This window comes from Nostoc sp. EspVER01 (assembly GCF_034530635.1).
In the GTDB taxonomy this organism is placed as follows: domain Bacteria; phylum Cyanobacteriota; class Cyanobacteriia; order Cyanobacteriales; family Nostocaceae; genus Nostoc.
Genome location: NZ_JAVRCS010000024.1, coordinates 18,263 through 31,693 on the forward strand (window position 1 = coordinate 18,263; position 13,431 = coordinate 31,693).

The following is a 13,431-nucleotide window of genomic DNA, read 5'->3' on the forward strand; positions in this document are numbered from 1 at the left end:
ACACAATCTATCTAAAGTAGTATAAAAATTTTGTTCTTCAGCAGATAGGATGCCAAATACGTCTGTAAATCAGCTTGAAACCTTGGCTGGGCAATAATAAAAGTCATTATTCTTAGCGTTTTCGGCTTGATAATGAAATTTATGCCAACTAAAACTGCCTGTAAGTCCTGATTATCAATGTATTTTACGGACTTTAGACATCGTAATGTTTTCAATTTAATTATCAAGTTAATTGCGGGTTTGACCGAGGCGATTTTAGATTTTGGATTAAATGAAAATCTGAAATCTAAAATATTTGGTCTCAAGCCTCTGGTTTCACGGAGAAGAAAAACAAAAATTTTTCAATATTTAAGCCTCTTGTTTATAAGGAGAGGTTAATCCAAACATCGTAAATTGATTGACTGCGTATACTTATTTGCTTTAACAACCATTTCTTGATATCTATCTACATCTACCCCCAAGACTTACCTGCTCAATATCCTGCTATTTTTAGTTAGTCGAACTCGCATTTCTTTATTAAATCCAAAATCCAATATTCGGTCATTAGCCATTTTCGCTGATCACGAAAGACAAAGGACAATGGACACATGACGGTGGACAGAGGACAAAGGAAAAATGAGCAATGTATTTCGGGAATTTCTGCAAAAAGTAGGCAGCGGAAACCACACAGGCGAGAATTTAACTCGCACCCAAGCAGCCACCGCTACTAAAATGATGCTGCTGGGTGAAGCGACACCAGCCCAAATTGGGGCGTTTTTGATTGCTCATCGAATCAAGCGTCCCACGGGGGAAGAGTTAGCCGGAATGTTGGATGCTTATGAGGAACTGGGGCCAAAATTGCAACCCATAGCCTCTGGGCGACCAGCGATCGCTCTTGGCATCCCTTATGATGGTAGAACACGCACAGCACCAATTAGTCCCGTAACAGCTTTACTACTCGCCGCAGTGGGACAACCAGTGGTAATGCATGGTGGCGATCGCTTACCAACAAAGTACGGCTTACCGCTGATAGATATTTGGCAGGGTTTAGGAGTCGATTGGACTACTTTACCTCTCGCAAAAACTCAGCAAGTGTTTGAGCAAACGGGAATTGGCTTTATTTATTTACCTCAGCATTTTCCCTTAACTACAAGTATTTGGGAGTACCGTGACCAACTTGGCAAACGTCCACCGTTGGCGACAATGGAGCTAATCTGGTGTCCTTATGCTGGCGATGCTCACGTAATTGCTGGGTTTGTCCATCCGCCAACAGAAGGGATGTTTCAGATCGCTCTCGGACTGCGGGGAGTGACAAAATTTACATTAGTCAAAGGATTGGAAGGTAGTTGCGACTTACCGCGCGATCGCACTGCAATCATCAGCTTATCTTCATCCGTAGCACCCCAAGAGGTAGAACGATTGCACCTCGTACCGCGTGATTACGGCTTTACTACCAAGAACGTACCCCTTGGAACTACTGAAGAACTGGTGGCAGATATTCAAGAGGTTTTGGCAGGTAAACCAGGTGAATTGATGCAAACAGCCCTGTGGAATGGCGGATTTTATTTATGGCGGAGTGGTATTTGTTCAGATATGGTAGAGGGTTTAGCGAAAGCAGAAGAATTATTAACCAATGGTGTAGTAGTAGCTAAACTCCAAGAACTGAGCCAGATAGTAAATTCAGTGTCAGCAGATATATCCTTTAGGGTGTCAACGACTTCTCCAAAATAGATTTTTGTTCCAACCAATCTTTACCTACTTGGATACTGATATCTGAGCCAAGGTTGCCAGTGCTTTCCACGCGCACTTCACCAAATCCCAAAGTGCTGCGAATTGATTCGGCACTGTCACCATCTCCCTGTTGGGCGACAATATGAGTTACATCTAGGGGTTCACCCCATGCCTTGGCCACATAGATGTTGCGATATCCAGATTTTTCTAAGGCTCTAATTAACGGTTGCAGTTCAGAGCGATCGCCACCTGTACTATCTTGAATTGCTACACGCAAAGAGCGGGGGTTAGTTGTAGTTGCCAGCTGTTCCTGTTCTGACTCCAAGCCAAAGTGTTGAGCCATCAGTTTCGCAATCCCATTTTTGTTTGGCAACCAATAGCTAGCATCATACTCATTCTTCTCGCTAAAGCGACCTGGCAGCATTAACATTTGCATATTAGAGCGATTTGTCCGCACCCCAAAACCCATTAGCGCCACTAACTCTTCAACAGTCAAGTTAGTATCAATATGGTCTTTCACAACATCAAGAACTTTAGGTAATTGAGCAACAGTTGCTGGGTTGAGTGTTTGATCCATCAAAGCACGCATGACCATTTGCTGGCGCTGAATCCGACCAATATCACCGAGTTCGTCATGGCGAAAACGCAGTAATTGCAATGTTTGGTCGCCATTGAGATGCTGCTTACCAGCCTTCAAATTGATGTACAAATGCTGAGAATCATCTTGATATTTCATATCTTTAGGAACGTAGACAGTTACGCCACCCAAAGCATCAATCAGCTTGCCAACTCCCAAAACGTTAATTCGGACATAGCGATCAATTCCCGCTCCTCCTAAGAGATTACTAACAGTTCTGGCAGTCAAAGCTGGGCCACCTTCAACGTTGGCGGAGTTAATTTTTTTCACTCCATACCCCTCTATTTCCGTGCGGGTATCTCTGGGAATGGAGAGCATATTTATTTTTTTCGTCTCTGGATCAAATTTGACCAAGAGCATCACATCAGAAAGACCATCAAAGGAGTTGACTTGGGGTAGGTATTTGAGGTTTTTGGTATCTTCAGGAGGGTTTTGGACATCTGGGGGAAGTACGCTCATTCCCATTACCAAAAGATTCACTGGACGAGTTAATTCTGAAAATCGCAGCACACCTCCAGAAATGCGATCGCTATCAAAGGCCGCCTCATCCTTTGGAGTTAGCTGCGCTTGTTGCAAAGGCGTACTCGTCAAAGACACTGCTAAAAGCGCCCCCGCAGTTGCAGATACCATCGCAATACCACCCATACCTACCCAAAACCACAGCCACCGTCCTGATGTGGAGTTTTGGGGAATTTTTTTATTGGACTTTGAGGCTTTTCCCGACTGGTTTTCTTCCGCCGAACTTCTTTGAATGGTCACAGACTTCCTCACACTTACTCACTAATCAAATTCAGTAATTTTGCAGATTAAAAACACCCAAACAAATCAACCCATAATAGCTAACTCTTAATTATCGGTGCTAACTTTTTTAATGTAGTGTCAACCACAACACTTATAGCAGCATTTATTCTTTTTTTGGGACAACCTGGAGATGTTTTACTGAAGTATGGCAATAATAAACTGGATTTGACTAGATATATAGAGAAATCAGCCAGAAATTTTCCAAAAATCAGTAAAAACACCGACAATTTGTCACCATAAAAAATTAAGATAAATACTTGCCAAGCACTCGTTCAGCTAAATTACTAAAACCTGGTAAACGACTAGATTTGCCCTGCATTAGGCGCAAAATCAACCAAATACTTACTAAAAAGTAACCTGATGTGAGAAAGCTATTGAGGATAAATAGACGTAGCGGAAAAAAATCTGAAGTTGCTGCTCCGGTAGCTAATAATAGATAACTCAACAACCAAGTAATTGCCAAAGTAATAGACAGACGACTAATAGCAAGTTGTTCCCGACTACCCTGGCCCCGATAGAGCGTCCACAAGGATGGAAAAAAGCCGACGATCGGAACTAAATGTAAAAGCAACTGTGTTTTGGGCATTGGTGGGGATGGGGCATTATTATTCTCCCCCTGCTCCCCCGCTCCCCGGTCACTGAGCGTAGTCGTTGGCGAAGCCTCTCGTAGAGAAGTGCTGCTCCCCTGCTCCCCTGCTGTTCTGCTTCCCCACTCCCCATTGCCCATTCCCCACTCCCAATTCTCTTTTGGTTCAAAATTCTTCATTGGGGTTAGTCTAACTCCTAAACTAGAAGGATGAATAAGACTCGTATAGTTAGAGATAATAAGCTGTAAAGAAAAATTTCATTTAGTTATATTCCGCAATCAGCTCAAAATGCAGACACGTAAGCTACTCGACTGGTGGCAAACATTTACTCCAATAGCGCGAATCGGGGCGATCGCGCTATTCGCTCCGCTGCTAGTTATCAATGGTTGGGCAATTTCGGTATTTTTCAATTATTTCCATTCTCTCATAGTCATTTTAGTCGGAGCCTCAGTGCTAGCATTTCTGCTCAACTACCCCGTGAGCTGGATGGAGCATCATGGTGCTAGAAGAGAGCAAGTCGCTATTTTAGTATTTCTCTTGGCTTTATCGATTTTATTGGCGTTGGGTGTGACACTTTTTCCCCTGGCTCTTACCCAAGCTCAACAACTGGTGGCGCGTTTACCAGATTTAATCGACTCTGGACGCTCTCAGTTAATGATCTTAAACGGAAAAGCTGAGACTTTTGGCTTACCGATTAACCTCGATGCTCTGGTGGTGCAAATCAACGATCGCGTCAAAGGACAATTACAAGCGATCGCTGGACAAGTTTTAAATCTAGCTGTACTGACAGTTACTAGTCTGCTAGATATTCTCTTGACGATGGTTTTGACTTTTTATCTTTTACAGCACGGGGGTGAACTCTGGCAAAGTTTAGTCGAATGGCTACCTAATAAATTTCGCGAGCCTTTCTCTAAAACAGTCCGCCTAAGCTTCCAAAATTTCTTCATCACCCAGTTGATTTTATCTACCTGTATGGCTTCAGCCCTTATTCCTACCTTTTTGTGGTTGAAAGTGCCGTTTGGATTGCTATTCGGACTAACTATTGGCCTGATGGCTCTCGTCCCCTTTGGCGGTTCTGTAGGCATTGCAATGACTACACTGTTGGTGGCGTTGCAAGATTTTTCAATGGGTGTGAGAGTGTTGATCGCAGCGGTAATTGTACAGCAAATTCTCGAAAACTTAATTGCCCCCCGAATTTTAGGCAGTTTTACTGGTTTAAATCCAGTTTGGATTTTAATTTCGGTCTTAACAGGGGCAAGAATTGGCGGACTGTTGGGTGTAATTGTGGCAGTACCTACAGCTGTTGTGATTAAGACTGCTTTAAGTGCCTTGCGTCCTGGTAGGGGGACAAACGACAGCGCCACTGGGGAGACAACTGCATCCGTTCCAGCAAATGAGTCCTCGAAAGCTGACGCCAACAAAACTTTGAGCATTTCTGAACCAACATTGCCTTAATACAAGAAGGCAGGAGCAGGAAGTGTATCATCAGTTATTTACCCTGAACGTTAAGGGGCAAGGTAAAGGGTAAAAAGCTATTGCTCCTATGGTGGGAGACTATTATCAACCTTTTACCCTTTACCCCTCTTATTTCTTAAATTCTGTTGCCAGCGATTGTTTAATATAAAAATTTTCCAAATACCGTGAAAAGTCAGTCCTTGCCACAAGAAATGAATGCCAATTGGTGTTTCGCTTCAATATTCTAAATAGCTTTTAAGCTTTTAAATTCACGCCTTGAGATTACAGCTTGAAATGAACTCTGCAAGAATTGCGATTTGCTGAGTAAATTGGGATATAGATGCGGAAAATTTTTCTGGGTAAACTTGACCAGCAAATGGTAATGAAAAACTATTATCAAGATTTTTTAATTCGTGATTGGGTGAAAAGCGATCGCACAAGAGCCGCTGAAGTCATCAGTTATGTATTATCAGAATACGGTCTGGCTTGGGAACCCAAGGGTGCTGACCAAGATGTGCTGCGAGTAGAGGAATGTTATTTAGCTACTGGGGGAGAGTTTTGGGTAATTGAACACCAAAGTCAGTTAGTAGGTACTGGAGCATACTACCCCATACACCGAGGCGAAAAAGCTGTAGAAATCCGCAAAATGTATCTTTTGCCCAGCATCAGGGGTTTAGGATTAGGGAAATATTTGTTACAACAGCTAGAAGCAGCGATCGCAAAGCGTGGTTTTCAACAAATTTGGATTGAAACCGCCAGTGTTTTGGTGGAAGCAGTCAAGCTGTATGAAAGCAATGGCTACACTCCAGCAACAGGAGTGGAAACAACAAGGTGCGATCGCGTGTATTTTAAGTCATTGGTCAAAGACTAATGACTAATGACAAAGGACAATTCTAAATGCACGCTTGGATTAAAAATCTCACAGGCTTACTCAATCTTTTTCTCCAATCCCATTGCCCTCTATGTCAACGCGCAACTTCCCAAGAATTCTGTCAGAACTGCACCAGACAACTGCAAAAATGTCAACGTAAAGACCCGATTTCTCTATGGCAAGAGCCTATACCTGTGTTTGGCTGGGGAGAATATGGTGGCCCAGTGAAACGAGCGATCGCAGCGATGAAATACGAAAATCAACCCCAAATAGCTCGTCCTTTAGGTCAATGGTTAGGGGAAGCATGGTTGTTAAATTCACCGAAGCGAGATAGCCAGCCTGTAGTAGTTCCTATCCCACTTCACGCTAGCAAACAAAAACAACGTAAATACAATCAAGCCGCACTGATAGCACAAAGTTTTTGCGAAATAACTGGATTAAAATTGCAACTAAACGGTTTAGCAAGAGTGCGAGAAACTGAAGCGCAGTTTGGTTTGTCGGTATCTAAACGAGAAAAAAACTTGAACCAAGCTTTTGCTATTGGGCAAGAATTTCGCCATCGTCCTCCAAATGTCCCTGTGCTGTTAGTGGACGACATTTATACTACTGGTGCTACTGCCAGGTCTGCTGTGCAAACACTTCGTCAGTATGGAATTGTGGTCTTAGGATTAGTAGCTGTAGCCACTGCCGTCAAAGACGGATAAATTAAGAAGCAATGGGCAAGCTTTGACAGATAAGTACATAAATTGACCGAATTACCCTATTTTTGTAGAAAAATTGCTTGAAATGTATGAATAAAGTTTTGGCGGCAGGTTTAAAACAACTCATCATCATTCCTGCCACGTTGCTGGCAATAGGCATTAGTACCAGTGCAGCTTTTGCTCAAAATAAATTGTATAGTCCAATTCCTTTATCTAACAGTACTGAAATTGACGATCGCCTGTCTGACAAAGATATTCCCACCGGTCAAGGTGGGTTTGCCCGTGATTACACAGTGAAGTTGCAGAAGGGCGATAATTTAGCAGTTGACCTGTCATCGGAAAACTTTGACAGCATCATCACACTGCTGGCTCCTGATGGTTCAACTCTGGCAGAAAATGATGATGGCCCTGATGGTAGTAGCAATTCCTTACTCTTTACTCGCATCGTAGAGACAGGGAATTATGTTATTCGTGTCCGGTCTTTTGGAGAAACTGGGGTTGGGGCTTTTAAACTCAAAGTGACAAAGTTGCAACCGATTAAATAGAGTTAGGAGTTAGGAGTTAGGAGTTAGGAGTTAGGATTTTTAACTCCTCACTTTTCACTCCTCACTCCTAACTTCCTACAGCGGTCAATACGCAGAGAAATAAGGCTTCAGTCCACTCAACGACTGCGCCGTAGGTGTCTCCAGTGTGTCCACCTAGTTTGTGGTTGAACCATACACCAGTTAAAGTGGCGATCGCACTACCAGCAATTATCATTATCAGTGCGAGAAATAGCTGTTGTTTATCTATTAGCCAAAGTAAACCACTCAAACTAAACAACAACAACAATCCCGGCAACAAATCTTTGTAAGAACGAATGGCTTGTTTGTGAAATGCGCCTTTACCAGTTGCTTTCAGATAAGGATATCGGGCGATCGCTAATTGTTGTCCCCAACGTCCCCAGCCACAAGCAGCCATCAGCAATAAGCAACGGTTTTCTGGCATATCTGTCAAAGCTGTTATTTTCAGTATCACCAAGGCGATCGCAGCCATTGCTCCAAAGGCTCCTGTAGCACTATCTGCCATCACCTCCAGTCGCCGATCTGGGTCGCCTACTGCCAAACCATCGGCAGTATCCATTGCCCCATCTAAGTGCAATCCTCCAGTTATGGCAATCCAAACACTTACTACTAAAGCACTACGAGTTAACACGGGCATACCAATATAATCCATCCCCGTATCTAGCAATCCTAAAATTCCCCCAATCATAACCCCGACAAGCGAAGCAAGAAGTGCCACTCCCTGAAAATCCAATCCGTTCAAATACGGTAGTGGAATACTTGTATAAAATATGATACTAGCTGCCAGCTTTAACAGCAGTTTTTTCCACCACTGTTGCTGTTTCGTCATCTGAATTACACTAATTTTTGGTAAATTGCTGGATAATAGTCATAATTTCGGTACAACCGACATCAGTAGACTTTAAAACTTTAAATAAGATTTACTTCCATTAAACATTCTCGTTGAAAATTTTGTTATGCTGGTCTAAGTGGTAAACAAATAATTTTGGGTACTTTTTTATACAAAAACGAGTAACTTAGGAAGTTAAAATTCCATCAGGGATGCAAAATTTGTGTTTTGTATTCGTTAACTAAAAACTTACTCCAAATTATTAGACGATTGCCCCACAAAATTGATATTTTTTTAAATGTAGGGAGTAAACAAGCTATTCAATTATGACAGTTTAGCTATGTTGTTGCTCTCCTTAGCTCAATCGCAATTTTCCTATGAGTCACCATCTACCCGACACCAGGATACCAGCTCCGTGCATTATTAACACGGGCATCATTGTGAATAAGCTCGACATCCGGCGATTGCTGGCAGATTTAGGTCGAGTCCACTACATCTACACCCAAGAAGATAAGGTACTGAGCGAGGGTGAAGGGGATGTGATGGAAGTTTTTGCCAATCCGCAAAGGTCTACCTTAGTGGCTAACCGCGCGCTATATCTGAATGTTTGTAGTTTTGATTACTTGGAACTAAAACAGTCGTCGCAACAAGAAACCTACTTCGATTTGATGCAAGATGGAGTGTGTCTGCGGTTAATTCCCCGATCGACACCTTTACAAGAGCGCCGAGAGCGAAGCTTCAATGTCAGCGCCATAGAAGCGATGATGGAACAAGTACTCTCAGCCAGGTGGGATGCAGAAATTGACGATGACTGTTCTGATTCTTTCTAAATAACAATTATTTAGAGTATATACTCGTAAAGTTGGTAACTATCTTAGTAATGAATGCTTAAGTGTTCGCTAAAACTAAATTACCAATTTTGGTGTTTGGCTAAATTATGGCCAAATAATATTAATCGAAACAGAATTCAGGAGTCAGGAGGTCACTGAGCGTAGTCGAAGTGAGTCAGAATTAAGAATGAATTCTTTACAAATGGCGGATGAATAAACCGCGTTTTTGCACCCCCGCCAAATTGAAAATTTAGTAGTCAAGCAGAAAGTGGTGGGTCTGAATCCCCCACTGATTGATTCTGACTTCTGAATTTTTCTTCAACTTGCCCTAATACCATTTGGTTTTATGGCTGCTAGTACCGCAAGGCAAAAGTCAAAAAGCTTTTATTTTGAGCTTTCTGACTGTTTTGAATGATAGGTTTATTTTTGCCGCGTTGTACTAGTTATGGATTTCTGAAACTCTTTACTATTAGTGTTTCACAATCCAAAATCGTTCGACTGAGCGCAGCCGAAGTCTAAAATCTAAAATTCCAAATGGCATGAGTGCGAATTTTTCTTTTCAATGTCTTGCTTGCTGTAGTCAGACAAAAGCTAGAGCAGGAGTGTTTTTCACCCCTCACGGTCTTGTAGAAACCCCCAGATTTATGCCAGTGGGAACGCTGGCGAATGTCAAAACTATTACTCCATCTCAGCTACAAGATACTGGGGCGCAAATGATCTTATCCAATACTTATCATCTTCACCTACAACCAGGAGAAGCGATCGTGGCTGGGGGTGGTGGGTTGCATAAATTTATGGGTTGGAATGGGCCGATGCTCACAGATTCGGGTGGGTTTCAGGTCTTTAGCTTAAGCGAGATGCGAAAAATTACTGAAGAAGGCGTAACTTTTCGCTCGCCTCATGATGGAAAAATTATTAACTTAACCCCAGAGCGCTCCATTGAGATTCAAAATACTTTGGGGGCCGATGTGATTATGGCCTTTGATGAGTGTCCGCCCTACCCAGCGACTCGCCAAGAGGTAGAAACTGCAACTGAGCGCACTTACCGCTGGTTAGAACGCTGTATAACAGCTCATCAACGCAGCGATCAGGCATTGTTTGGGATTGTGCAAGGGGGCGTGTATTTAGATTTGCGTTGCCGTGCGGCGGAAGCTTTGGCTCAGTTAGATTTGCCCGGATATGCCATTGGTGGGGTGAGTGTGGGAGAACCGCCAGAATTGATGGCTGAGATTGTCAAAGTGACAGCACCACTTTTACCACCCGAAAAGCCGCGTTACTTGATGGGTGTGGGTACTTACCGGGAAATGGCGATCGCGATCGCATCTGGTATAGACTTATTTGATTGCGTCATTCCCACCCGTTGGGCAAGACATGGTACAGCGATAGTCCAAGGCGGACGCTGGAATTTAAAAAATGCTAAGTTTCGTGAAGATTTTACGCCATTAGATGAAACTTGCCCATGCTACACTTGTCAAAATTTTAGCCGTGCTTACATATCTCATTTGGTGCGATCGCAGGAAATTTTGGCTTATACCTTGTTGAGCATTCACAACATTACCGAACTAATTCGCTTTACGCAAAAAATTAGAGAAGCAATATTGAGCGATCGCTTTGTTACAGAATTTGGTCACTGGCTCAACTCATCTGAATTAGCATTAGATGAGGGTGAAATTACAAATGACTATTGACCAATGATCGAGACTCAAACCATGTTAAGATACTTCTCAATTATGAAAGCTGTGTTGGATAGGTGGATTTAAACAAACATGGAAGCAGCACTTTTATTAGCAAAACTGCCAGAAGCTTACCAAATCTTCGATCCTTTGGTAGACGTTCTCCCAGTTATCCCGGTATTCTTCTTGTTGCTTGCTTTCGTTTGGCAAGCAGCTGTGGGATTTAGATAAGTTAATCTATTTTTCAATTTATAGGACAGGTAGTTTACCTGTCCTATTTTTTTGCAGCCTCGTGTTTGAGAAAATTAATATTTATTAATATTTTGCAATGAATTATTATAATAAATAAGATGTTAATCAAGCTATGTCAATATGAAGCCTTGAAAGGCAAGGTTACAGTCAAAGAGGAATTAATTATGGGTAATATCAAATTCGTTAAAGAAAATAAAGAAGTAGTGGCAGCAGATGGTGCTAATCTCCGGCTCAAGGCAATACAAAATGACATTGATATATATACATTTATTGGTAAAATGACCAATTGCGGTGGTAATGGTCAATGTGGTACTTGCGTTGTCGAGATAGTCGAAGGACTAGAAAATCTTTCCCCCCGCACAGAAGTAGAAAACCGGAAATTCAAGAAAAAGCCAGAAAATTATCGCCTTGCCTGTCAAACTTTAGTGAATGGCTCAGTCAGCGTAGTCACGAAGCCTTAAGTTCTCAAATCTGTCATGTATCCAGTCAGTAGTCAAAATACTTACCAAAATTGAGTTTCCTCTCTACGAGACGCTACGCCGACATTTTGAATACTTCTCCTGGCAAAAAGGCTACGCCCGAAGCGTAGCTATGCCGCAGGCTTTACGACAAGCTCAGTACAAGTTTTGAATTTTGAATTGGTATAACTCTGTCATCGATAATGCTATCCTAATGTTGTTGACTGGAAATTAAAGAGAGGTTTTCTTGCCATGCAAGTTAATGACCTGGGGTTCATAGCGAGCATTTTGTTCGTACTAGTCCCCGCCGTGTTTTTACTAATTCTTTACATCCAAACTGCTAGCCGCGAAGGTGGAAAAGATAGTTAAGAGTTTGTGTATAAAATAAATAACCCCTGCACCAAAAGTGTAGGGGTTTTTATTTATCAACCATCAATTTAGTGCTGTTAGCGTAGCCTGTGCTGGCTGCTAAATAGTAAAGACAAGACAAATCTTATTTCTTTACTATTCCATTACAGCAATTATTATACTCAGCACTGTTTACTTTAAGCGATTGTCCGCGCCAACAATACCGGACAAGTGGCATTGACTCGAACATAGTCAGACAAGGAAGATCCGATGAGTCTATCTATATCAACAAAACTCTTAGCGATCGATGGACGACGATCTGGAGAACCGAGCAATAATAAGTCTATATTCAACTCTTCTGCCAATCGACAAATTTCTTCACCAGGTTTGCCACTGCTGATATAAGAACGAGATTGAATGCCTTGTTTCTGAGCTTCTGCAACAGCAGCTGCTAAAACTGGATATTTGTCGGAATTAACCTGGGTGATTTCTGATTTTTTACCGCCAAAATCTGTACTAATATTTGCCAAAATTAATTCGCCACCTGGAATATCTCGCAGTAAAAACAATGCCAATTTCAAGCAATTTTTTGCTGAATCAGAGTTATCTATCGCCACCATAATGCGCTTAATTCTTTTAACGTAAATGTCATCTTTTACCAGCAGCATGGGGCGAGAAGATAGCTGAAAAACATACTGACTGACTGAGTTCGATAAAATCGATTGCAGTCGCTTCAGTCCGCGTGAACCCATAATAATCAAGTCAGCGTCGATTTCATCAGCTACTTGGCAAACTACATCTTTGGGATCGCCTTCACGCAAAATTGAAGAAACTTGGCTAGGATCTAAGTTCAAGGTTTGAATGGCATTCGCCAGAATTTTGCCACCATTTTCCCATTTAGTTGTCATGGTAGCAGCAGCATTTTGTGCTTGAACAACATGCAAAATCGTAACTTTTGCAGATTGAATTGAAGGGATTTCTTTCAGGGTTTTGAGCATTTCCTCTGCGTGTCCCAATCCCGATACAGCCAGCAAAATTCTTCTGATCATCTTACGTAATTTTTGTGAAGTTTACTTTTGTTTTCGCTGTTGGTACTTGGCTCTGGTCGGATTTTCACCACCTTGTTTGACAGCCTAGTTAGTAAGTTGGCATAAATAAACTTTATTTTTTAGTATTTAACACTCAAATAAATGACAAAGGATAAAAAACTAAACAAATATTTAAGTTTATTTGCACTTAGTTACTTAAACTTTTAACCAGACTTCAACTATTCAGCATACTCTCAAATTAGTCCGATGAACTTAATAAATTAGGATGTTAGTTATTATTTTTAATCTATGTTTACTTTTATTAATTAGAAGTTAGTTAAGTATTGCAAACAAATGCCAAAATAATTCTATAGTAAAATTGATTCAGTATAAGCCTGAAGAGGCGATGTCTACGACGGTCACTGAGCGTTGGTCATTGAGCGTAGCCGAAATGAGCCGAAGTGCGGGCTATGCCTACGCTTCTCGACTTGGATAGTATACATTATTCCTGAGTTTCCCATATTCTCTGCTTTTTTAAGTGTTGTACAGTTTTGGTAAATCAGATAGGATTGCTATATCCGAACATCTGCAAAATGCGGGATAACAACATCCAAATTCGGATATTCTAATAGTCGAAATCATATTTAATACTATATTGAAACCCTCCAAATATAATCTGGAGGGTTTG

14 protein-coding genes are annotated in these 13,431 nt (G+C 41.7%); 10 read left to right on the plus strand and 4 right to left on the minus strand.

From position 1 onward, the window contains the following. Nucleotides 1-615 precede the first annotated feature (615 nt). Nucleotides 616-1,710 carry an anthranilate phosphoribosyltransferase family protein gene (locus RMX69_RS19535; protein ID WP_322638448.1) on the plus strand — a complete coding sequence of 365 codons (1,095 nt, stop codon included), beginning with the start codon at nt 616-618 and terminating at the stop codon, nt 1,708-1,710. Here the strand turns inward: RMX69_RS19535 and RMX69_RS19540 are convergent. Together RMX69_RS19540 and RMX69_RS19545 are read right to left on the minus strand one after the other, a co-directional pair. Beyond that, a complete protein-coding gene (locus RMX69_RS19540; RefSeq protein WP_289799457.1) occupies nt 1,682-3,106 on the minus strand; it encodes an LCP family protein in 1,425 nt (474 codons plus the stop codon). The two genes, RMX69_RS19535 and RMX69_RS19540, sit on opposite strands and share 29 nt — an antisense overlap. A gap of 286 nt (nt 3,107-3,392) precedes the next feature. Next, entirely contained in the window at nt 3,393-3,734 is a 342-nt protein-coding gene (locus RMX69_RS19545; protein ID WP_099103054.1) for a hypothetical protein, read from the minus strand. A gap of 289 nt (nt 3,735-4,023) precedes the next feature. On the opposite strand from RMX69_RS19545, the gene RMX69_RS19550 reads away from it, so the two are divergent. The 4 genes from RMX69_RS19550 to RMX69_RS19565 all read left to right on the plus strand — a co-directional run bounded on the left by RMX69_RS19550 (nt 4,024) and on the right by RMX69_RS19565 (nt 7,307). After that, complete coding sequence (locus RMX69_RS19550) at nt 4,024-5,190, plus strand: AI-2E family transporter (RefSeq protein ID WP_322638449.1); 1,167 nt, start codon at nt 4,024-4,026, stop codon at nt 5,188-5,190. A 382-nt stretch (nt 5,191-5,572) separates the two neighbouring features. Then, nucleotides 5,573-6,061, plus strand: coding sequence for a GNAT family N-acetyltransferase (locus tag RMX69_RS19555; RefSeq protein WP_289800126.1), 489 nt, complete (start codon nt 5,573-5,575; stop codon nt 6,059-6,061). A 26-nt stretch (nt 6,062-6,087) separates the two neighbouring features. After that, nucleotides 6,088-6,765, plus strand: a complete 678-nt coding sequence (locus RMX69_RS19560) for a ComF family protein (protein ID WP_322638450.1) — start codon at nt 6,088-6,090, stop codon at nt 6,763-6,765. 86 nt (nt 6,766-6,851) lie between these two features. Beyond that, complete coding sequence (locus RMX69_RS19565) at nt 6,852-7,307, plus strand: PPC domain-containing protein (RefSeq protein ID WP_289799460.1); 456 nt, start codon at nt 6,852-6,854, stop codon at nt 7,305-7,307. Nucleotides 7,308-7,374: 67 nt separating this feature from the next. On the opposite strand, the gene cobS is transcribed toward RMX69_RS19565, so the two are convergent. After that, nucleotides 7,375-8,154, minus strand: coding sequence for an adenosylcobinamide-GDP ribazoletransferase (gene cobS, locus RMX69_RS19570; RefSeq protein ID WP_322638451.1), 780 nt, complete (start codon nt 8,152-8,154; stop codon nt 7,375-7,377). A gap of 377 nt (nt 8,155-8,531) precedes the next feature. Here cobS and RMX69_RS19575 point away from each other — a divergent pair, with 377 nt between their 5' ends. From RMX69_RS19575 to psbM, 5 genes are all read left to right on the plus strand, one after another. Then, nucleotides 8,532-8,984, plus strand: a complete 453-nt coding sequence (locus RMX69_RS19575) for a hypothetical protein (RefSeq protein WP_099102673.1) — start codon at nt 8,532-8,534, stop codon at nt 8,982-8,984. Nucleotides 8,985-9,523: 539 nt separating this feature from the next. Next, the gene (tgt, locus tag RMX69_RS19580) at nt 9,524-10,672 is read left to right on the plus strand and encodes a tRNA guanosine(34) transglycosylase Tgt (RefSeq protein WP_322638452.1); all 1,149 of its coding nucleotides are present in this window, start codon (nt 9,524-9,526) and stop codon (nt 10,670-10,672) included. A gap of 78 nt (nt 10,673-10,750) precedes the next feature. Further along, nucleotides 10,751-10,888 (plus strand): photosystem II reaction center protein K, encoded by a 138-nt coding sequence (locus RMX69_RS19585; RefSeq protein WP_006195022.1) that lies wholly within the window; start codon nt 10,751-10,753, stop codon nt 10,886-10,888. A 185-nt stretch (nt 10,889-11,073) separates the two neighbouring features. Beyond that, nucleotides 11,074-11,370, plus strand: a complete 297-nt coding sequence (locus tag RMX69_RS19590) for a 2Fe-2S iron-sulfur cluster-binding protein (protein ID WP_289799463.1) — start codon at nt 11,074-11,076, stop codon at nt 11,368-11,370. A 249-nt stretch (nt 11,371-11,619) separates the two neighbouring features. After that, nucleotides 11,620-11,736: a photosystem II reaction center protein PsbM gene (gene psbM, locus RMX69_RS19595; RefSeq protein WP_084227279.1), complete on the plus strand. Its 117-nt coding sequence runs from the start codon at nt 11,620-11,622 to the stop codon at nt 11,734-11,736. Between the two features lie 176 nt (nt 11,737-11,912). On the opposite strand, the gene RMX69_RS19600 is transcribed toward psbM, so the two are convergent. Beyond that, a complete protein-coding gene (locus RMX69_RS19600) occupies nt 11,913-12,764 on the minus strand; it encodes a universal stress protein (protein ID WP_322638453.1) in 852 nt (283 codons plus the stop codon). Nucleotides 12,765-13,431 lie beyond the last annotated feature (667 nt).

Coding starts and splice junctions, on each gene's coding strand:
- RMX69_RS19535 (WP_322638448.1), top strand. CDS start 616: ATGAGCAATGTATTTCGGGAATTTCTGCAAAAAGTAGGCAGCGGAAAC.
- RMX69_RS19545 (WP_099103054.1), bottom strand. CDS start 3,734: ATGCCCAAAACACAGTTGCTTTTACATTTAGTTCCGATCGTCGGCTTT.
- RMX69_RS19550 (WP_322638449.1), top strand. CDS start 4,024: ATGCAGACACGTAAGCTACTCGACTGGTGGCAAACATTTACTCCAATA.
- RMX69_RS19555 (WP_289800126.1), top strand. CDS start 5,573: ATGAAAAACTATTATCAAGATTTTTTAATTCGTGATTGGGTGAAAAGC.
- RMX69_RS19560 (WP_322638450.1), top strand. CDS start 6,088: ATGCACGCTTGGATTAAAAATCTCACAGGCTTACTCAATCTTTTTCTC.
- RMX69_RS19565 (WP_289799460.1), top strand. CDS start 6,852: ATGAATAAAGTTTTGGCGGCAGGTTTAAAACAACTCATCATCATTCCT.
- cobS (WP_322638451.1), bottom strand. CDS start 8,154: ATGACGAAACAGCAACAGTGGTGGAAAAAACTGCTGTTAAAGCTGGCA.
- RMX69_RS19575 (WP_099102673.1), top strand. CDS start 8,532: ATGAGTCACCATCTACCCGACACCAGGATACCAGCTCCGTGCATTATT.
- tgt (WP_322638452.1), top strand. CDS start 9,524: ATGAGTGCGAATTTTTCTTTTCAATGTCTTGCTTGCTGTAGTCAGACA.
- RMX69_RS19585 (WP_006195022.1), top strand. CDS start 10,751: ATGGAAGCAGCACTTTTATTAGCAAAACTGCCAGAAGCTTACCAAATC.
- RMX69_RS19590 (WP_289799463.1), top strand. CDS start 11,074: ATGGGTAATATCAAATTCGTTAAAGAAAATAAAGAAGTAGTGGCAGCA.
- psbM (WP_084227279.1), top strand. CDS start 11,620: ATGCAAGTTAATGACCTGGGGTTCATAGCGAGCATTTTGTTCGTACTA.
- RMX69_RS19600 (WP_322638453.1), bottom strand. CDS start 12,764: ATGATCAGAAGAATTTTGCTGGCTGTATCGGGATTGGGACACGCAGAG.